Genomic DNA, 20,782 nt, shown 5'->3' with positions numbered 1-20,782 from the left:
TTGCATATGCTAAGGATAAAATAAAACGGGGAGCGAATCACTTAATTTATGTACTTGGTGCCGATCATAGTGGATATGTTAAAAGAATTGAGGCAATAGTTAAAGCTTTAGGTAAGGAGCAGGTTAAAGTGGACGTTAAAATCTGTCAATTGGTCAATTTCGTTGAAAACGGTGTGCCGGTTAAAATGTCAAAACGTCTTGGGAGCTTTGCTAGTGTGCAAGACGTAAATAATGAGGTGGGGAAAGATATCATAAGATTTATGATGTTGACTAGACAAAATGATAAGCCACTTGATTTTGATTTGGTAAAAGTGAAAGAACAATCAAGAGAAAATCCTATCTTTTATGTACAATATGCACATGTGAGAACGATATCTATTTTATCAAAAGCTAGAGAATTAATGCCTGAATCTTATAATAACTTTGAATCAGGTAAGTATGATTTATCTTTATTATCCTCTGAAGAAGAAATTGAGATTATAAAACTTTTGGCTAGCTGGACAAAAACATTAGAAGCATCTGCAAAATATTTTGAACCGCATCGCATCGCATTTTATTTAATAAATTTAGCCTCAAAATTTCATTCTATGTGGAATTTCGGTAAAGAAAATAGCGAGTATAGATTTGTAATTGAGAGCAATAAAGAATTAACTCTAGCACGCCTTGCTCTTGCAAGTGCCATACAGAAAGTTATAGCTAGCGGTCTCGAAGTGATAGGTGTAGAACCAATGAACAAAATGTAGTTAGGTTTTCATCGTCATTGCAAGGATGTATTGCTCATGTGGATACCGAGTCGTCATTGTGAGCAGCCGTAGGCTGCGTGGCAATCTCATGAAATAATACTCCTGAGAGTGCTTCGTCAAAACTTACAATTTTTCCTCGCAATGACGTTTTTCTATTATCAAATTACTAAATATGATCAATAATATTTTTATTAAAATATTTCTAGTATTTTTAGTATGTATGTCCGCTATTTATTTTGGTTATCAATATTATCAGAATAGCAAGCCGGTAATTACTATTTATCCTGATGAGCTGCCTACAAAAATAAAACCGTCTATAATAGAAAATAACCAAATAGCCGCAGTACATAGTACTATATATGAAAATCTTATTGCTAAAGATACAAATATTAAAACCGTAAAATTGCTTCCTGACCCTGAGAAACCTATGAGTATAGATTCTCGCAACCAAAGTCAAAGCGATGAATCTTTTGATGAAATATCTAACCTTATTGCATTAATAGAGCCAAATAATAACTCCAAAAATGAAACGGATTTAAATATAATAAAGCTTGAAAAAGGAAGTAAAGATAAGGTTAGTAATACTAAAAATTGTAAAAATAATGAAAGTTATAAAGTACAACTAGGTTCGGTAAAATCTGAAGCAGAAGCAATGAAAGAAGGGGAAAGAATAAAAAAGCAATTCCCGAAAATTCTTAAAAATGTTGTTATCACAACCAAAAAAGTTAAATATGACGACGGCAAATTTTTCTATTTAATCTTAGCCGGTGATTATGGTAGTCTTAGTCAAGCTAAAGCGGTTTGTAAGAAATTAGCTTATAATAAGCAGAGTTGTGTGTTGAAGTGATATTTGTATACTCTTATGTCATTCCTGCGAAAGCAGAAATCTATCATAAAGCGAGATAAATCGAGCTTTTAATTTTAAGCATTTGCTGTGTTTATACTTTTTTTCTGGATTCCTGCTTTCGCAGGAATGACATAGAGAACCACGCAACAACGACTATAAATAAAAACTAAATAACTTATGAAAGAAGCTAAAATAGAAAATATTGACTTTGGTAATGCATTATCAGAGCGTTATCTTGCTTATGCGTTATCAACAATTATGTCACGTTCGCTTCCTGACGTACGTGACGGACTCAAGCCTGTACATCGTAGGTTATTATACGCAATGCTACAGTTAAGGCTTGAGCCGAATTCCGGCTATAAGAAATGTGCGCGGGTGGTCGGTGACGTAATAGGTAAATACCACCCGCACGGTGATGTAGCAGTGTATGATACCTTGGTACGCCTTGCTCAGCATTTTTCGTTGCGTTATCCTTTAATTGATGGGCAGGGTAATTTCGGCTCTATCGACGGTGATAATGCAGCAGCTATGCGTTATACCGAATCACGTATGACGGACATATGTACGTTATTAATGGAGGACATCGATAAAGATACGGTAGATTTTCGCCCTACTTATGATGGTTCCGATTTAGAACCGGTAATAATGCCGGCAAGTTTTCCGAATTTACTAGCTAATGGTTCTGAAGGGATAGCAGTCGGTATGGCAACCAATATACCGCCGCATAATTTACATGAGCTTTGTGATGCTCTAATATATTTAATTAACCATCCGAAAGCTGAAATTAACGATATAATGAACTTTGTCAAAGGTCCTGATTTTCCGACCGGCGGCATAATTATTGATAAAGCTGAAGTTATTAATGCTGCATATACTACTGGACGTGGTAGTCTTAGAGTGAGAAGCAGATGGGAAAAAGAGGAGCTAAGTTACGGTACATATCAGATAGTCGTAACCGAGATACCTTATCAGGTTCAGAAATCAAAACTTATAGAACAAATAGCAATATTACTAAAGGATAAAAAAATTCCCCTTGTTAGCAATATTAGAGATGAATCAACAGACATTATAAGGTTGGTTATAGAGCCGAGAGATCGGGGATGTGATCCGCAAATAGTTATGGAATCTCTATTCAAGCTAACGAATTTAGAAAGCCGCATTCAGTTAAATATGAATGTGATCGGCAGTAATAACGTGCCGAGAGTAATGAATATTTTAGAGATTTTACAAGAGTTTCTATATCATAGACAAAATATTGTTACTCGCAGATCAACTTATCTTTTAAACAAAATCAAGCAGCGTTTAGAAATTCTAAAAGGGCTTAGGATAGTTTATCTAAATCTTGATGAGATAATTAAAATTATTCGTGAAGAAGATGAGCCAAAAGCGATAATAATGGAGCGGTTTAAACTAACCGAAATACAAGTAGAAGCGATATTAAATACCCGTCTTCGCTCGCTTCGCAAGCTTGAAGAGCAGGAAATTATTAATGAGCATAGTAATTTGCAGAAGCAACAAACTATATTAGAAGAAATTCTAAATAATCCTCAAGAACTATGGAAAATAGTTAAAAAAGAAATCAAAACAGTACAAACGAAATTTGGATTAAATACGGTAATAGGAGCAAGGCGTACAAGCTTTGAGGAAGTAACGTTTACGAATCAAGTAGTTGATATAACGGCTTTCATTACTAAAGAGCCGATTACTATTATCTGCTCAAAAATGGGGTGGGTGCGTTCGTTAAAAGGTCATAACATCGATTTATCGACTATCAAATATAAAGAAGGTGATGCAGAAAAATTTATTTTAGAAGCTTACACGACTGATAAAATATTAATAGTTAGTTCAGAAGGCAGATTTTTTACTTTGCTTGCCGATAATATTTCCAAAGGTAAAGGAACAGGGGAATCTATAAAGCTACTTGTGGATATAGGTAATAACGATATTACGAATATTTTAGTCTATAAACCTGATCAGCTTTTATTACTTGCAAGTAGTGTAGGTAAGGGGTTTTTAGTTAATTCAAATGAAGTAATGGCTCAAACAAAAACAGGAAAGCAAATTATGAATGTACCGGATGGTCATGTATGTATAGCTTGTTTACCTGTAAACGGTGATAGTATTGCTTGTATCGGTGAAAGTCGTAAATTATTGGTATTTAATATAGATGAAATACCTGAAATGAAAAAAGGGCAAGGTGTAACGCTGCAAAAATTTAAGAATGCTAAGCTTCTAGATATTAAAATATTCAATAAAGAAGACGGCTTAGGTTGGAATAACAATGGAAAAGTAAAACTTGAGAAAAACATTGTTGCATTTTTAGGCAAAAGAGGTAGTACCGGTAAATTACCTCCTATGGGCTTCCCAAAAAATAATAGATTTTCATCATATTAATATAGGAGGGAAAAGATTTTCATTGTCCTCTGATGCTGGTTTTCGATGTTCTGAGTTACATATCTTTAGAGAATTATCCTGTTGCATATTAAAAAATTTCAATGCTGCCTCAAAATCTCTGTCTTTTGTATAGACTTTCTGAATATGTAAAGCATATAATATTGTAAATATTTTTTAAGTTGGAACTAGAAACAAAATTATATGTATCTTTAAATAATAATTTAGAAGCGGTTGCATATCTTGTAACTGCTTTTAATCCATTTACAAAGGAATATCCTGAGCTTGTAAATTGAGCATGATTCATAGTGTTACTCCTGTTTTAAAATAATAAAAATCATATATCACATGATTACCATATATTGTGGTTGCATCACAATATATGGTAATCAGAGAAAATCAATATCTAAAAATAAAAAAAGTAAAATATATAATTTTGTTTAATCAAAAGGCAGTATAGAATAAATTTTTCAAGGTTTGGGCCGGTACTTGAAGTACAAAAAGCTAAGCATAATTTGACAAGAATTAGAGTATTGTAAGCTAATAGAATAGTTTAAAGATTTAACAGAAGAGAAAACAAGATTATTACAACGACGGAACTATAAAGTTTATTGATAGTTCAATTAAAAAAATATAATAATCAAGGCATAAGATTACTCTAAGCCTTGATTATAATAGTGATGGCAATTTATTTGTAAATAATTAAAACTTAAGTTTTGTACCTATAAGACCAACAGTACCTCGTGTTGTTTTACTAGGTGCTTCAGGGTAATATACAGGTTTACCTTTAGCTTGGAAATGAGAAATTTCAGCATATGGTAATAAACCAGGCATGATCTTATATTCAGTAGCGAGGCTTACAGCATCAATGGTGTTTTTATATCTTGAAGTTTTAAGATATTCAAGACTTGTTTTTATAGGTCCTTGTCCATAGGCAATTGCTCCATTGTAATAATAGGTATCACGACCGACTTTATAATATTCCTTAGCGGTTAAGCTTTTACCTAAATGACCGTAAGAAGCACCACAAGAAAAATTACCGTAAGTAAATACAGCTCCAAGATTATATGCTTTTAAATTAGAAAGTTTATAGGTATTAAGCACTTGAATTGTAGTTCCGTCCATTTTAGCATGAATAAGACGACGAGCAGGTTTACCATATTCTCCGGTGACAGATAGTTTTAAGTCTGCATCTTCGCTAATTTCATGTTCATAAGTTAAGCCGGCAGAAAAAGCATCCCTAATATTCTGATTAATAGTCATGGTTTCGTTATTCTCTAATTTAACCGTCTTTATTCCAGTTTTAGAAACACTAACTCCGTTTCTGCCTGAGCTTTCAAGCGTTAAATTATTTATATCTCTATTACCGCCTGTATTAGCAGTATCGGGAGTATAAGAAACTCCGGCTTGGAAGCCTTTCATTTTAGGCGTGAAAAAATTCAATCTTCTCGCTCTCTCAGCTTTATCATTGATTTGATCAAAAGAATTAGAGTATGACTCAAGATAAAAGCTAGCATTAGTATCAAAATCCGATTTTAAACCATTATATCGCATATATTGACCGTCAAGTAGAGCATATCTAGACCATCCTCCGGTACCTGCAGTTACTTGACTACCGGTAATACGCAACTTAGCGCTTGCATCAGCAGGAGAGCCTAGTTCTACTTTACCGTAACTAGTTTCAATAAATATATGTGACCCATTATAACTTGTAGAGGTTTTTGCTCTTGTAGTAGGTTGAAGCACTATTTTAGCACCTGCTATTACATCATTGATAGTTTTAGCAATAGTGGCCGCAAACGCTGCTTCCGTGTAAAACCCTAGCTTTTTCCTGTTATCAGTTACATTTTTATCAAATAAAATTAAGTGATCCTGTTTAATATAACCGTTTTCAAATAAATAGAATCCTTCTAATTTTATTTCAGTATCAGAATTAGAAATAACAGGTGTTGGATTTTCTTCGGCAAGACCAGCTGATGCAAGGCAAATAATACTTGCAGCTAATAATAATTTTTTCACTTTAATAATAGCTCCTAATAAACTTAAGTAAAATTTACTAATACAAAGTAAATTTTATAGTATTAATAAATTAACTATAAATATAATAATACTTTTCAAAATTGACAATAAAAAACTATTTTAATTTGTAATAATTTAATTTTTAAGTATATAATGTTGTATTATTATCACTATCATTATTCAAGTAGTCTCAGACTTATAGTTTTAAAGAAAAATTTTGTATTGTAAATAATTATGAGTTATAATCATTAGTTTATTAATTAAATCAAGTTTTGATTATGGCTATAATGTCAGATAAGTGGATAAAAGAAGCTGTTATAAATCACAGTATGATAAGGCCCTTTGCGGAAAAGCAGGTAAGAGTGCATAATAAAGAAAAGATTATTTCTTACGGCTTATCTTCTTACGGCTATGATGCTAGAGTATCTAATGAATTTAAAATATTCACCAATATAAATTCTACTACGGTTGATCCAAAAAATTTCAGTGAATATAATTTAGTTGATAGAGAAGTAGATGTGTGTATTATCCCACCTAATAGCTTTGCCCTTGGCAGAACTATAGAATATTTTAAAATACCGCGTGATGTATTAGTTATTTGTGTCGGCAAGTCCACTTATGCAAGATGCGGTATAATAGTAAATGTGACTCCGTTAGAACCGGAGTGGGAAGGACATGTAACTTTAGAGTTTTCTAATACTACTCCATTACCTGCTAAAATATATGCAAATGAAGGAGCTTGTCAGTTTTTATTTTTAAAGAGTGATCAAATTTGTGATACTTCATATGCCGATCGCCAAGGAAAATATATGAAACAAGTAGGAGTAACTTTACCGCTAACATAACTTTTTTATGTAGAAAATTATATTAAATTTTTAATAAGGAGTTTTTATGAGTACAATAAACACCGATACTAATGAGGCAATGCCGCATATTTCCGTTAATGCACAATATATAAAAGATTTATCTCTTGAGAACCCTTCTGCCCCGTCTTCTCTTGCGGCTTTGGATCAACGCCCTCAAATTGATTTATCTCTAGATATAAATATTACTAATTTATCGGAAGAAAGTTTCTATGAAGTAGAGTTAAATATCGAGGCAATTGCAAGAAATGAGAAATATAAATTATTTCAGGTAGAATTAAAATATGCTGGAGTATTTAATTTAATTAATATTGATTCTGAACAACATCCGGTTTTATTATCCGTTCATTGTCCGGCAATGATATTTCCATTTGCCAGAAAAATTATAGCTAGCTGTACTCAAGATGCAGGATTTCAGCCTTTAATGATTGATCCTATAGATTTTGGTGCCTTATATCATAAGAAAATGTCAGAGCATCAAAACTAAGAAAATCATTTAATTATTTAATCAATTTGATTAAATATTCTTTACTTATATTATTAATGAATGTATAAAGCACTAGATAAAAAATTATAATTTAGTTAACAATAATTACCTGTAATTAAATTATAGCACAATATAAAAATTGAATTTTATGGAGAAAAATAATGAGAGTTTTGTTAATTGAAGGCGAGCCGGAAATGGCTAACTTAATTGAACTAACTTTAGCTTCAGAAGGGATAGTTTGCGATAAAGCTTCAGTTGGTGTAGAAGGTTTAAGACTTGGTAAAGTTGGTGGTTATGATCTAGTAATCTTAGACCTTATGTTACCGGATATTAATGGTTTTGAGATATTACTAAGATTGCGTGCTGCAAAAATAAAAACCCCAATCTTAATTTTATCTAGCTTAACGGATACGTATCAAAAGATTACTGGTTTCTCTTCTGGAGCCGATGATTATCTAACCAAGCCGTTTGTAAGAGAGGAATTAATTGCTAGAATTAAAGCTATAGTTAGACGTTCTAAAGGTCATGCAGCATCAGTATTTAGGTTTGATAAGGTTAGCATAAACCTAGATACTAGAAGTGTAGAAGTTGACGGCAAAAAAGTACATTTGACGAACAAAGAATATGCTATTTTAGAGCTATTAATACTCCGAAGAGGAACTATCTTAACTAAAGAAATGTTCTTAAATCACTTATATAGTAGTGTTGATGAACCGGAAATGAAAATTATTGACGTATTTATTTGTAAACTTCGTAAAAAGTTAAGTGATGCTGCCGGCGGTAGAGATTATATCGATACAGTATGGGGACGTGGTTATATGCTAAAAGAATATGATGAGTTACAACAAAAAGAAATTTTAGCACAAGGAGCATAATTAATGCCTTTATCTACTTCTTTACTTGGTAAAAAAAGTACTTATAAAGATAGTTATGATGTGACTTTATTATTTAAAATTCCACGTATAAATAATCGAAACGAACTTGGAATAAATAGTAATAATCTTCCGTTTTACGGTGTAGATGTTTGGAATACATATGAACTATCTTGCCTTAATAAGAACGGTAAGCCATGGGTTGGAGTAGGCACTTTTTATATACCGACGGATTCTGAAAATATAGTAGAATCAAAATCATTTAAATTATATCTAAATTCTTTTAATAACTTTGTTGTTGAATCAGTAAAAGAACTAGAAAGAATTATCTTGCAGGATCTAAGTAATGTTACACACGCTAAAGTAACAGGACGTATATTTCCTATAAATACAAAAGTAGAATTTGGTGTTCCAAGTGGTAAAAATATCGATGATTTAGATATAGTATGCAATAATTACGGTGCACCCGATAATAGTTTAATTGAGTATGAAGATGTTTTGGTAGAAGAAGAGATTAATTCTAATTTACTCAAATCAAATTGCCTAGTAACCAGTCAACCGGATTGGGGTACAATCGTTATAAAATATAAAGGAAAAAAGTTAAAATATGATTCTTTTCTGAAATATTTAATATCTTTTAGAAATTGTAACGAGTTTGCAGAGCAGTGTGCTGAGCGTATTTTTACAGATATTAAAAACGCTATAAGTCCTGATTTTCTTTCTATTTATATAGTATATGCTAGGCGTGGAGGAATTGATATTTGTCCCTATCGTTCTACCGATAAAAGTTATACTTTACCTAGCGATAAACGATTTATTAGGCAATAATCACTTGTCTACTTCATAAAAAATCCGTTTGTGAGAAAAGTATTGTCAGTCTGAATTGAAAAACACATCCGTTGTCGTTCTGTGGCTTGACTACGGAATCTAGCTTAAAATACTATTAATAGTATTTTAGATTTTTTTTGGATCCCGTGGGTCAAGCTACGGGGTGACACAGTGGATTTTACCAGTCCATCCAGCAATGTTCTAACTATACAGAAATGACATAAACGAGCCACGCAATAACGCTGATCAAGGCGGGGTAACAATCAAAAATAATTCACGTAAGCAAGCTTTCCGCAGGATAGCAGTTAGTATAATTTTATGATTCTTGTGTAGGATTTTGTGGAGGCTTTAGGGTTTCTACTATTTTATTCAGGTCTATTTGACTACAGATCCCCAGTAATACGGGATCACGAGGACGAATAGAATTCATATTCCAATGGCTACGGGTTCTAATAGCATCTATAGTAATTTTAGTAGTACCTATTAATTTAATTATTTGATGGTCTTGAATGTTCGGATAATTAGACAATAACCAATATATAGCATCCGGTTTATCTTGACGTCTTGCTATAGGAGTGTATTTAGCACGTTTTTTTTTCTGATTTTTCATCAATTCATCAGCAGGGCTATATGAAATTTGTAAATTAGCATTAGGATCTTTACTGCAACGCTCAATTTCCTCTAAAGTTAATTGACCGTTTGCAATTGGATTTAAACCTTTTATAGAGTGTGCTACTTCACCGTCAGCCATACCTTTTATTTCAAATTCATGAATACCGCAAAAATCGGCAATTTGTTTAAAAGTTAGAGAAGTATTTTCAATTAACCATATAGCCGTGGCTTTTGGCAGAAGCGGTAATGTTTTTTGTGAATTCATGATAATTGTTTTTGGGCTTATTTTAAGAAATTATAACAAATAGAGTTATTTAAGTCAATCTTCATTTAGAAACTTAACTATCTCCTCAACTACTTTCTTAGCATCGCCGAATAACATAAAAGTATTATCGTGATAAAATAGCGCATTTTTTATACCTGCATATCCAGATGCCATAGAACGTTTAATAAACAAAATCGTACGTGCTTTTTCAACATCGAGTACCGGCATACCGTAAATTGGACTGTTCGGATCATTTTTAGCAGCAGGATTAGTGACGTCATTTGCACCAATCACAAGCACTACGTCAGTGGTAGCGAAATCTCTATTAATTTCTTCAAGCTCAAGTACTTTCTCATAATCTATATTAGCTTCTGCAAGTAAAACATTCATATGCCCCGGCATTCTACCTGCTACCGGATGTACGGCAAAACGTACATTAATATCTGAACGTTCTAATATATCAACCATCTCTTTTATGATATGCTGAGATTGGGCTACTGCCATACCGTAACCGGGAACAATTATCACCGATGATGTATTAAGTAGTAAATGTGCCGCATCTTCAGGGCAGCTTGTTTTTGCTATTTTATCGTCATCTATATTCTTGTTAATTCCAGTAGGTGCAGGCAAAAACGCTCCAAAAATAACCTTAATTAATGAGCGATTCATCGCTTTGCACATTATATAGCTAAGTATAGCTCCGCTACTACCGACTAATGCTCCAGTAATAATAAGTAGGCTATTGCTAAGCGTAAAGCCTATACCTGTTGCCGCAAAACCTGAATAAGAATTTAGCATTGAGACTATAACCGGCATATCTGCACCGCCTACCGGTATTATTAGTAATACTCCGATTAACAGTGATAAAAAGACTATTAGATTAAATAAAAATATATTCTCTGAACGAATAAATGATATTACTAGAATAACCAATATTATTGCCGTTAATAAGCATATATATTGCTGACCGTAGAATTTTAACTGGCTACTTTTCATTAAGCCTTGTAGTTTTAGAAAAGCTATAATCGAACCGCTAAAAGTTAAAGCACCGATAGAGACGCCTACTGATATTTCTATTAATGCATTAATCGGTAAACTTCCTGCTATTCCTATAGAAAAATTTTCAGGAGCAAGTACTGTAGCATAAGCTACAAATACCGCAGCAAGACCGACAAAAGAGTGAAATCCCGCTACTAATTGAGGCATTGCTGTCATGGAGATTTTAAGTGCGATAATCCCGCCGATTACAGCACCTAATAATATGGTTGCTATAATGGGTAATTTATGAGTAAAATCCGGTAGGAAAAAAGTAACGATGACTGCTATCGCCATCCCCAAAATACCTATGGTACTGCCTAAACGTGCTTGTTTCTGTGAGGATAAGAATTTGAGTGATAGAATAAAGCAAACAGCCGCAACTAAGTATAATAACTGGATAATTTGTAGGGACATAGGTGAATGTATGTTTATATTATTAGCTATTTAGTGTCATACCGCGGCTTGACCACGGTATCCAAAAAAAAATAAAAAAACTGGATCCCGCGATCAAGTCGCGGGATGACAAATATGCTTCAAGAACCATGCAACAAGGCTAAAAAGTAAATCCTATACCTATAGAAACTATTAAAGGATTAAGTTTAACTTTAGAGGTCATGGTTTTATTACCTACTAAATTCGGTTTATACTCAAGTTTAGGATTTAAGAAAAATTGTCTTACGTCAATATTGATTAAAGTATCGTCTTTAGCATAAAAATCTACACCTATTTGTCCTACGGTACCGTGTCCGTTTCTAATTTTAAGACCGGTAGCTTGAGTAAGCATATAAGAACCGTGATAACCTATACCTATATATGGTCTTATTCCACCGTAAGGAGCTATATGAAATTGTCCGGTAACTGTTGCAGGAATCATATAAATAGGTTTGTTTTTTCCTAGTTTAACATTATCAACGCCATAATTATGAGCAACAGCTGCAAGGGATGTATATTTAGTGCGTAAAACATTAAAGCCAAGTGATAATTCAGTAGCTAAATAATTATTAAAGAATATGGTAGTGGACGCATCACCTCCATAACCGTTTTTTGCCACTTCGCCTACTGAAACAGGTTGAGGAGAGGTAGGAGTAGGTAATCCTTTTTGCTTAGCACTTGAAACAACACCTCCTAGACGCATCTTGAAAACTAAACTGCCTTCGTTTTCGTAATACGGTGTACTATCATAGTCAGAAGCAGAGTCTACATCATCATACATGCTTTTAGCAAAACTATTAATACTTATGGTGGATACAAACAAAATTATCCCTAATTTTTTCACTATTCTTAACATATAATTACAACCTTTACTTGCTTAAAATTGATTACCGTATTATTATATAAAATTTTTGTTTATATATTTATACCATTGTCATAAAAGATAGAATTCTTTTATGCTAAAAGTCAAGACATTTAAGTAAAATTATAGAAATTATTGGAGCATATTAATGAATGATGCATTAAAAACATATTTAACCGGTATAGGTTGGTTTTTACTTAGTTTAGTAAGTAGTAGTGCCAATGATGTAATATCTAAATATCTTGGGACTCGTTTACATAGCTTTGAAGTAGCTTTTTTCCGCTTCTTTTTCAGTAGCATAGTTTTACTACCTTTTATTGTTTATTATGGTAAAAATACTTTAAAAACAAGTCGTCCTTTTGTACATATATTAAGAGGGTTATTATTATTTTGTGGTATGACTTCTTGGACTTACGGTCTTACCATAGCTCCCGTTACTACTGCAACAGTCGTAAGTTTTTCTATTCCTTTATTTACTTTAATACTTGCCGTATTTTTTCTGAACGAAAATATTATTTGGCCAAGATGGGTAGTTACCGTAGTAGGATTTATAGGACTTGTTATTACGCTTAAACCGCATGCCGAGGATTTTAACCCAGAAATTTTGTATTTTGTATTAGCCGCTATTTCATTTGCTATGCTTGATATTATTAATAAAAAATTCGTAATAAAAGAATCGATGATTAGCATGCTATTTTATTCGGCAATAGTAACTGCTATAGTGTCGTTACCTGTAGCATCGCAGTACTGGCTAACTCCTAGTAGTTTTGAATTAGCTTTATTATTTGTACTCGGTAGTAGCGGAAGCTTAATATTATTCTTCCTGCTTAAAGCTTTTTCCATAGTAGATGCAACCGCTACCGCTCCTTATAGATATTTAGAGCTGGTGATTTCAGTAATAGCGGCATATTTCATATTTAACGAATTTCCTGATAAAAGCACACTTCATGGAGCAGTAATAATAATTCCTACCACCTTGTTTATAATATATTCCGAAAAAAAAGCTATGAATAGAAAACATGAATTGCAGTAAACTAATATTTTCAAGCGGTATCGCTAACATTTTTGAATGGTATGATTATGTATTATTCGGTTATTTTACACCCATAATAGGAACAAAATTTTTTCCAAATGATGATGCTAATACTTCTTTACTGCAAGTTTTTTTAGTATTTGCTATAGGTTATTTGGCAAGACCGTTGGGCGGCATATTTTTTGGTGTTATTGGTGATAGATTTGGACGCAAAGTAGCCTTAACGAGTGCGTTATTTTGCATGTCTGCCCCAACCGTATTAATAGGAATATTACCAACTTACCATACTATCGGTATAACTGCAACTATATTAATGATTTGTGTACGAATTCTACAAGGATTATCAATGGGGGGAGTTTTGACCGGCTCTATTTCCTTTGTTATTGAGCATACTAGCCATAAACACCAAGGCTTTACCGGTAGTATTTCAATGTCTAGTATATGCGCCGGTTTATTGCTTGGTTCTTTTGTTTCTTATGTCGTTAAGAATATCCTAACAGCTTCACAATTTGATAGTTTTGGCTGGAGAATACCTTTTTTACTTGGTTTTTTTATTCTTTTTGCAGCATTTTATATTAAAAAAAATACACACGAAACACCGAATTTTAAAAATCTAAGAGAGCAGAAAAAGATTTTACAATCACCGTTAAAAAAAGTCATTACCAATTATTGGTTTGATATATTAATCTCGATTTTTATCAATGCTCCCGGTTCGATAATATTCTATCTAACTACAATTTACTTGGTATCGTTTTTAAAAATCAGCCGCAACTTTACTGAAAATGAGGTAAATAGCCTTGCTAGCGTGTGTTACGTGATTATGATAGCCGTAACTTTATTAAGCGGTTATCTATCCGATATTATAGGTCGCAGGAAAATTTTTGTAATTAATCTGATAATAATTATTGTAACAACGCCATTTTTACTTAATAATTTTGAGAATGGGGTCTTCACAAGTGTAATTATCTCACAATTGATACTTGCTATACTTGCTGCTAGCTATATCGGTCCTGAACCGGCATTACAAGCAGAATTGTATCCTACAAATATACGTAACACTGCTCTCTCTATTTCATATAACACTGCTACAAGTATTTTTGGTGGTACTACGCCTCTTGTCTTTGAATATTTAGTACACAAAACAGGGCATGTAACCTCAGCAGTTTATTATGTCATATTAAGCTGTATTTTTGCATTGATTGCCTTATCTTTTTACAAAAATAGAAGTTTAGATAAAATATGAAAAAAATTACAAAACCTGCAAACCTAGTTGAATTTAATAACAAAATTGTAGTCTTTAAACCTAAGAGTTATTACTATGGCGATGTTTGTGAACATAAAATAACTGCAAAGGGATTAGTCTTTGCCAGTATCTCTGAGGATACATCAATCATTCCAGAACTTTTAAAGCAGTAACTAGTGACGGAGCAATTTCAAGGATAGATCTAGACTTATTCGGTACATGTCATAGAGTTACTACGAGTGTAACGGCTGACCTTCTACAATAAGAAGAAAATGGTTGTTTGGCAATGAGGCTTGTTACTGCAGAAGAGATACCCAAATTACACAAGTTAGTACAAGATAATAAAATGATATTAGTATGTCAAACCAAAGAAAAAACAATAAAGATTTTAAGTGATTATTTACAGAAAGAATTTGGGATGCATGCTAATGAAACTACATTAGCATCTTATGATGGGGTACATATAAGTGGAGCGAATGAAGAGATCGAATAAGAGCTTTTTTGTAAAGAGTAGACGAATTTCCAAAATTTTTCTTGATTTAATGACAAATATGTGGCAAAAAGGGTTTGAAATAATCTTGCTACTATAGCTCAGGGGTAGAGCACTTCATTGGTAATGAAGAGGTCGGGGGTTCGATTCCCCCTAGTAGCACCACCACACATCCTAAGCTTTATGAGTTTTTAACCTTTCTTAAAAAATTCATATGCTGATTTTAGTCTAGTTTCTGTCAGATACTATTATAGTATTATGTTTATTTTATAAAGCTAAGTTGCAAATAATATAAAACTAATGTATGATTTACATTTAAAATACGGTAACGATTATTTTATTATATGATAGACATTCTTCTTTTTGTACATATTACTATTGCAATATTGCTAATTATAGTTATTCTGATGCAGCGTAGCGGATCGGATGGAATTAGTAGTATAAGCGGTGGTAATAATATGGGAGTAGTCAGTGCTAAAACAGTCGGTAATTTTCTTACTAAAAGCACTATAATACTTACAACATTATTTTTAATAAATGCAATAGTACTTTCTAACCTTTCCTCAAAAAAGAAATCTGATTTAGTTTCTAAGATTAATGAAATTGAAGAAAATCAAGCAGAAAATAGTTTACCTATAGCTAAATAGTTACAGCTTTATCTTAGTAATATCTCTCATACTTATCATTGTCTACCTTTGTTGGTGTTGTTGCGTGGATCGGTCAAATCCACTGTGTCACCCCGTGGCTTGAACATGGGGTGACAGATAAAAGTACTGGATTCCTGCTTTTGTGGGAATGACATAACAGGAGTCATGTAACAACACCTATGGATCAATGGCATGACATCAGAGAATTTAGTATAGTTTTCAGAACTCCCAATATATATTATTAGAGTACAGCAATGTTTTTGCACCTAAAATAATTTTAGAAATGTCTATAGAATTTAATATAAAAGAAAAAATTTATATCATTTTATATACGTTTTTTACAGTCCTTATTATAGTAGGAAACTTAATATAGCAAAAATTTGTTTACCTTAATATTTTTAATTTTTATATTCTTGAATTATCTATAGGAGCAATTTTTTACCCGTTAACTTTTTTATTAACGGATTTAATAGCTGAGTTTTACGATAAAGAAAGAGCCAATTTTTGTGTAAAGCTTGCTATTATTTTTAATATAATAGTAGTTTTAATAATAAGTCTCATGGATAAATTGGAAGCTACTAATATCTTTTTTAGTATCAACTTTTGCCTGTTATATAGCTCAACTTGTTGATATTAATATCTATTTATGGATCAGAAATAATTTTAGTACGGCAATTTCTTTATTTATCGATACTTTTATTGTAATTAGGATTATGAGCTTATTTAATATTTTTCCTTTTGACCAATTAGGTCGTCTTGTACTTAATAGCTATTCATTTAAACTATTTTTTACTAGGTTAATAAGTTTATTCATTAAGAAAGGATAAGCTCTTAGGAAAAGCTTATCCTTATTTAAATTTTCTATTGGTGATTTACAAATTGACTTTTAGTTTCATAAGTCCTTGATGGCTTTGATACTTTCTATGCGTATAATAATTATACTCAAGTAGAACATTGATATTTTTGCTACTCATAAGTATATTACTACCGATATTATATCCAAGCTTAGGTTGTTTTAGTGTAATAATTGTTTCTTGTAATGTTTGTCCTTTAAAAGTTGCTTTTGCATTAACTTTTGTATTTTTATTATTGAAGTGATGCTCAATATTACCATACAAACTTGGTGTTAATACTATATTGTTTGTGGTCACTATAGGCTTAAACACTATTTTACCGCCAAGGCTACTTTCAAATAATTGATTTGATTTCTTTTGAATCATGAGATTTTCTATATCTACATTATACTCTTTATAGTTGCTAGCTCTTGAATAATCATATTGAAAACCGATATTAGGAATAAAATGTAAATCGTATTTTGTACGATATTTATAATTTAATAAAGTTTGAAAACTTAAATTATTGTTTTGATATTTTCCAATTATATTATTAATATTTTTAGATCTATTCTTAATATAATTATGGCCGTAAGATGTTATAGTCTGCAATGAGAAACCTTTAATTAGTTCTTTTAGACTGTAAATGCTTAAAAGATGACCGTTAACTGCTGTTTTCCCTAGTTTTTTATTATATTTAATTTGGGATGCCAAACGGCTATAAGCTATTCCTATAACATCATGACTATTGATGAATTCAGCATCAGTCCCGATGGTTATGCCGGTTGTACGATTTTGATATTTTGGAATATTCTTCCAAATTCTTTGTTTGTTGATGCCGTATAAGCCGCTAATCCATACCCCTCTGTTTATACTAGTTTCTTCATCACCGGCCCCTATTGCAGCAACCGTTAATCTATCATTTATATTATAGTGAACAGGTTTGTGAAGAGTTGAAGTCGCCTGAACTAATATTGCTACTTTCCCACTAGTATCATCAGATACCTGTTGTCTCTGTGTCACCTCATCTTGTTCTGTAATTGCTTCAGTTTTAAATGACACATCGATAGCTTTATCTTCGCTTTCTAAAACTATATCTTGTTTTAATTCTTCGTCAGTGGTGCTATTGCTTTCTTCTAATTCTTCTTCATCAGTTTTATCGTCTTCATCACTAGATCTTAATGCTAGAAGTGATTTTTTGTAATCTGATGATTTATCATTTTTGCTATTGTTAGAACTCAATAATCTCGGTGATAAAGCGGTTTTTGAATCAGATTGCTCTGACTTTTTATTGCTATCTTCAGGTTGTGTATCATCCTTTGTTGAGGATTCGTCATTTGTAGCTTCGTTTTCTTGTTGGAATAATCGTAATTTTGTCTGATCTAAACGCCCTACTTTCTTTTCATCGTTACTATTTTCTGATTGAATATCACTACCATATTTTTGTTCTAGTTCAGCCGACTCTACTAGTACTTGTTGAACAAATCGAAACAATTCTTTGTCTTTTGCTAACTCTAAAAGTTGAGATTTATAAATATTATGTACTTCTTGCCCTATTTCAGTTCTAGGACCTATAAAATCAGGGTGAGCAGTATTAAATGCCTCTTTTACCGCTTCCTCTGGATATTTTGTCAATTGCTGTATATAAATATTATGTATTTGTTGTCCTATTTCAGTTCTAGAATCTATAAAATCAGAGTCAGCGGAAGTAAACGCCTCCGTTAATTTTTTGCTAAGTATAATATTATCTTCAACATATTTAATAAATTCTTTATCTTTTGTTAATTCCAAAAGTTTAGAAGTATAAATATTATGTATTTGTTGTCCTATTTCAGTTCTAGGACCTATAAAGCGAGGGTGCATAGTGTCGACTGCTTCTTGGATTTGTTCAAAATACTTATTAGTTTGATGAGCTTTAGATAAATTTTTTGAATGCTCAAATGCTACTGATTCCACTATAGCTTTTTGCAATAAATCGGCATCGGAGTATTTTGCTTTATATCCTGCTGATTTTGGTCCTGATAAAGTAAATTCTTTATATCTTAAAGCTATATCGGAGCTAAAGTGATAAGTTTTTGGAGTTGTTTTAAAAGTAGATGTATTTGCATTGAATTTAGTAATCCCTAAACTTGTTAGATAAGCTAATTCCAAATCTTGTGCATTAGGCAGTGGCGGTGGTGGTGGTGGCATGTTTCCGGTATGGATGTGTTGTTTAGCTTTTTCTTGCGAGCACTCTTGAATAGCTTTTAATATTATAGGCATCTTTAATTTATTAGTAAGAATTCTTATTTGTTCATTGCTCATGTCTGTAAATGAAGGCAAAGCTAATCTTAATTGATCTAAATTATTATTACCTGTTAGTTTGAGAGTAGTAGCTTTTAAAAACTCTTGTAATAATGCGGGGTCTTTTTCCTTTACTATAGCAATCAAATCATGTTGAGGTAAATTTGCTGTAATTAATTCTTCAAATTTTATTGTGCTTAAAATAGCTGTTCTTAAATCATCAAGTTTAGCCTGTGCTTGATCAGAATTAATTGTTTTTCTTAAGTTTGTATCTTCTGTTATTAAAAAAGTAGCTTGTTGTACTATAGTTAATATATTAGGGTTGTTAATTAACTCGTCGACTCTATTGCTAAATATATCTTGATCGAAGTTTTTTGCATTAATATAGGCAAATTCTAATTGTTCAAACGGATTTTGTTTGCCCTGTAACTCTCTAATCAATGCTGATTTATTGAATTCAAGTTTAATAGGTTTCTTTAATTCTTCAGATATTTTACATGACGATAATAAAATACGTTTTACTGCATCATCAGTATCTTCATTGAAAAGATTTTTAATTATCTCTTCGCTTGTTATTGTTTTCTTACCATTTTCGGTTATATCTTTTATATACTGGTCTTGAGCAAGGGTGTTAAAAGCTTCTTTAGCTTTTTCTGCGATTTCAGGGGTTGAAATGCTAAATAAATTTACAAGAGTTTTCTCGTCAGCTCCTTGGTTGGCGTATGATTCTGTTAATATTTGACGTATAACATTTGTAAGATCAGCTTGTCTTTTTATAAGCTGATCTTGTAAATCATTAGCTTTTGTACCTCCTGTCTCAGTTCTATATTCTGCATATAGTTTGGCATAAGCTGTCTCTGGCGTGCTTCTGCCTGTACTGGTTGCGCTAGAAACTGTAGGTTGAAGTAGTGCTTTTGATTGAACAGTAGTATTGTGAGTAAACTGAATATATAATGAATGTATGTGAGGATATTCTGTTTGTAACTGATTTAAATCAAAATGTTTAGAGTTGCTACTAAAGCCTTGAGAATGTAAGGACGGTGGTGGTGACATACTTCCGTTTAGCGGTAGAGGAGGTGGATTTGGAATACCCCCATTGAGCGGTAGAGGTGGTGGATTCGAAATGCCGCTTTGTGTTTGTTCTAAATTATTTGCATTATTACCTACTGCTAACCCTAAAATTTTATTGGTTTCATTGCTGAGTATGTTACTATCAGATAATATTACTTTAATTACTGAATTTAATGTGTGGTTATTTACTTCTTTGGCTAGTTTAATCATATAGTCTTTAGTTAAACTATCTCTTATTAGCCCTTTATTTTTTAGTTCTATATTTATTTCTTTTACTATTTCTGGTGTTAAAATATAGACGCTGTTTACAATATAGGGTTGCATTCTGTTTTTTAACTCTAATTGCAGAGTTAAAAAGTTTTCTACTGAACTCTTATCTTTACTTGCTGCTAGTTTGATAAGATCTAATCGTGCCTTTTCTTCAAATTGACTATTAGATATATTTCGTGTTGCATAGTCTTGAATTCTTTCAGCAAATTTAGTTTTTTCTTCAGAAGAACTATTTGCTAATAATTCTTGTAAAATAGGTCTATTTTTAACGTCAATATTGGTCTTGAAATCTAATTGTCCCTTATCATTACTAAATAATACCCTTTGAATAGTATCATCATTAAAATCACTTAAGATAGTCCTTACTGCTTCTTGTTTATCACTACTATCTATTCGAAGAGTTAATGCTGCTATAGGATCTGTTTTAATAAGATTTTTAAATTCTTCAATATTTTCTTCTTGTTGTATTATTCTATTTATATTGTGTTGAGACTGCGTTAAATTACCCTTACTTGCTTTAGTATTAAAGTGAGTTTTAAAAGTACTTATAGGATCAAAAAAATATCGTTGTTTCTTTTCTCTACCTGTGAAAATCCGTGAAGATGTTCCTGTATTTTGATTTGACATATACCAATGGTCGTTTTTGCTTCCGC

The 20,782-nt window shown here is 32.1% G+C and carries 17 protein-coding genes, 1 tRNA gene and 1 pseudogene; 14 read left to right on the top strand and 5 right to left on the bottom strand.

The window, feature by feature from the left end; translation table 11 throughout:
• The 3 genes from BG75_RS09195 to parC form a co-directional block, all read left to right on the top strand.
• The coding region (locus BG75_RS09195; RefSeq protein WP_252903534.1) for a DALR anticodon-binding domain-containing protein at nt 1–743 on the top strand (743 nt) is incomplete at its 5' end.
• A gap of 172 nt (nt 744–915) precedes the next feature.
• Nucleotides 916–1,590 (top strand): SPOR domain-containing protein, encoded by a 675-nt coding sequence (locus BG75_RS00290; protein ID WP_062811016.1) that lies wholly within the window; start codon nt 916–918, stop codon nt 1,588–1,590.
• 177 nt (nt 1,591–1,767) lie between these two features.
• Complete coding sequence (parC, locus tag BG75_RS00285; protein WP_062811015.1) at nt 1,768–3,984, top strand: DNA topoisomerase IV subunit A; 2,217 nt, start codon at nt 1,768–1,770, stop codon at nt 3,982–3,984.
• A gap of 699 nt (nt 3,985–4,683) precedes the next feature.
• Here the strand turns inward: parC and BG75_RS00280 are convergent.
• Nucleotides 4,684–6,000, bottom strand: coding sequence for a porin (locus BG75_RS00280; RefSeq protein WP_062811014.1), 1,317 nt, complete (start codon nt 5,998–6,000; stop codon nt 4,684–4,686).
• Nucleotides 6,001–6,278: 278 nt separating this feature from the next.
• On the opposite strand from BG75_RS00280, the gene dcd reads away from it, so the two are divergent.
• From dcd to queF, 4 genes are all read left to right on the top strand, one after another.
• A complete protein-coding gene (gene dcd / locus BG75_RS00275) occupies nt 6,279–6,845 on the top strand; it encodes a dCTP deaminase (RefSeq protein ID WP_004996797.1) in 567 nt (188 codons plus the stop codon).
• 46 nt (nt 6,846–6,891) lie between these two features.
• The gene (gene secB / locus BG75_RS00270; protein ID WP_062811013.1) at nt 6,892–7,350 is read left to right on the top strand and encodes a protein-export chaperone SecB; all 459 of its coding nucleotides are present in this window, start codon (nt 6,892–6,894) and stop codon (nt 7,348–7,350) included.
• A gap of 161 nt (nt 7,351–7,511) precedes the next feature.
• On the top strand, nt 7,512–8,225 hold the full coding sequence (gene ctrA / locus BG75_RS00265) for a response regulator transcription factor CtrA (RefSeq protein WP_010976784.1): 714 nt from the start codon (nt 7,512–7,514) through the stop codon (nt 8,223–8,225).
• Nucleotides 8,226–8,228: 3 nt separating this feature from the next.
• Nucleotides 8,229–9,050 (top strand): NADPH-dependent 7-cyano-7-deazaguanine reductase QueF, encoded by an 822-nt coding sequence (queF, locus tag BG75_RS00260; RefSeq protein WP_012736601.1) that lies wholly within the window; start codon nt 8,229–8,231, stop codon nt 9,048–9,050.
• Nucleotides 9,051–9,366: 316 nt separating this feature from the next.
• Here queF and BG75_RS00255 read toward each other — a convergent pair whose 3' ends face one another.
• The 3 genes from BG75_RS00255 to BG75_RS00245 form a co-directional block, all read right to left on the bottom strand.
• Nucleotides 9,367–9,927 (bottom strand): cell cycle transcriptional regulator TrcR, encoded by a 561-nt coding sequence (locus BG75_RS00255; protein ID WP_062811012.1) that lies wholly within the window; start codon nt 9,925–9,927, stop codon nt 9,367–9,369.
• Nucleotides 9,928–9,981: 54 nt separating this feature from the next.
• The gene (locus tag BG75_RS00250; RefSeq protein WP_062811011.1) at nt 9,982–11,379 is read right to left on the bottom strand and encodes an NAD(P)(+) transhydrogenase (Re/Si-specific) subunit beta; all 1,398 of its coding nucleotides are present in this window, start codon (nt 11,377–11,379) and stop codon (nt 9,982–9,984) included.
• 139 nt (nt 11,380–11,518) lie between these two features.
• Nucleotides 11,519–12,253, bottom strand: a complete 735-nt coding sequence (locus tag BG75_RS00245; RefSeq protein ID WP_062811010.1) for an OmpW family outer membrane protein — start codon at nt 12,251–12,253, stop codon at nt 11,519–11,521.
• A 154-nt stretch (nt 12,254–12,407) separates the two neighbouring features.
• Between BG75_RS00245 and BG75_RS00240 the strand changes: the two genes are divergently transcribed.
• The 7 genes and pseudogenes from BG75_RS00240 to BG75_RS06665 all read left to right on the top strand — a co-directional run bounded on the left by BG75_RS00240 (nt 12,408) and on the right by BG75_RS06665 (nt 16,499).
• Nucleotides 12,408–13,292 (top strand): DMT family transporter, encoded by an 885-nt coding sequence (locus BG75_RS00240; RefSeq protein WP_062811009.1) that lies wholly within the window; start codon nt 12,408–12,410, stop codon nt 13,290–13,292.
• Entirely contained in the window at nt 13,279–14,535 is a 1,257-nt protein-coding gene (locus BG75_RS00235; RefSeq protein ID WP_062811008.1) for an MFS transporter, read from the top strand. Before BG75_RS00240 ends, BG75_RS00235 begins: the two co-directional genes overlap by 14 nt.
• Nucleotides 14,532–14,708 carry a hypothetical protein gene (locus BG75_RS08550; protein ID WP_196242451.1) on the top strand — a complete coding sequence of 59 codons (177 nt, stop codon included), beginning with the start codon at nt 14,532–14,534 and terminating at the stop codon, nt 14,706–14,708. Before BG75_RS00235 ends, BG75_RS08550 begins: the two co-directional genes overlap by 4 nt.
• A gap of 107 nt (nt 14,709–14,815) precedes the next feature.
• Nucleotides 14,816–15,028, top strand: a complete 213-nt coding sequence (locus tag BG75_RS00230; RefSeq protein ID WP_062811007.1) for a hypothetical protein — start codon at nt 14,816–14,818, stop codon at nt 15,026–15,028.
• An 87-nt stretch (nt 15,029–15,115) separates the two neighbouring features.
• Nucleotides 15,116–15,190: transfer RNA gene (locus tag BG75_RS00225), tRNA-Thr, on the top strand.
• Between the two features lie 179 nt (nt 15,191–15,369).
• Nucleotides 15,370–15,672, top strand: a complete 303-nt coding sequence (gene secG, locus BG75_RS00220; RefSeq protein ID WP_062811006.1) for a preprotein translocase subunit SecG — start codon at nt 15,370–15,372, stop codon at nt 15,670–15,672.
• A 283-nt stretch (nt 15,673–15,955) separates the two neighbouring features.
• A pseudogene (locus BG75_RS06665) lies at nt 15,956–16,499 on the top strand (queuosine precursor transporter).
• 45 nt (nt 16,500–16,544) lie between these two features.
• On the opposite strand, the gene BG75_RS00215 reads toward BG75_RS06665, so the two are convergent.
• Nucleotides 16,545–20,782: autotransporter outer membrane beta-barrel domain-containing protein (locus tag BG75_RS00215; RefSeq protein ID WP_252903533.1), on the bottom strand; the 4,238-nt coding region annotated here is incomplete at its 5' end.

The sequence above is a fragment of the Rickettsia endosymbiont of Proechinophthirus fluctus genome (assembly GCF_001602635.1).
GTDB classification, from domain to species: Bacteria; Pseudomonadota; Alphaproteobacteria; order Rickettsiales; family Rickettsiaceae; genus Rickettsia; species Rickettsia rickettsii.
This window is presented reverse-complemented; position numbering and strand designations above follow the sequence as displayed.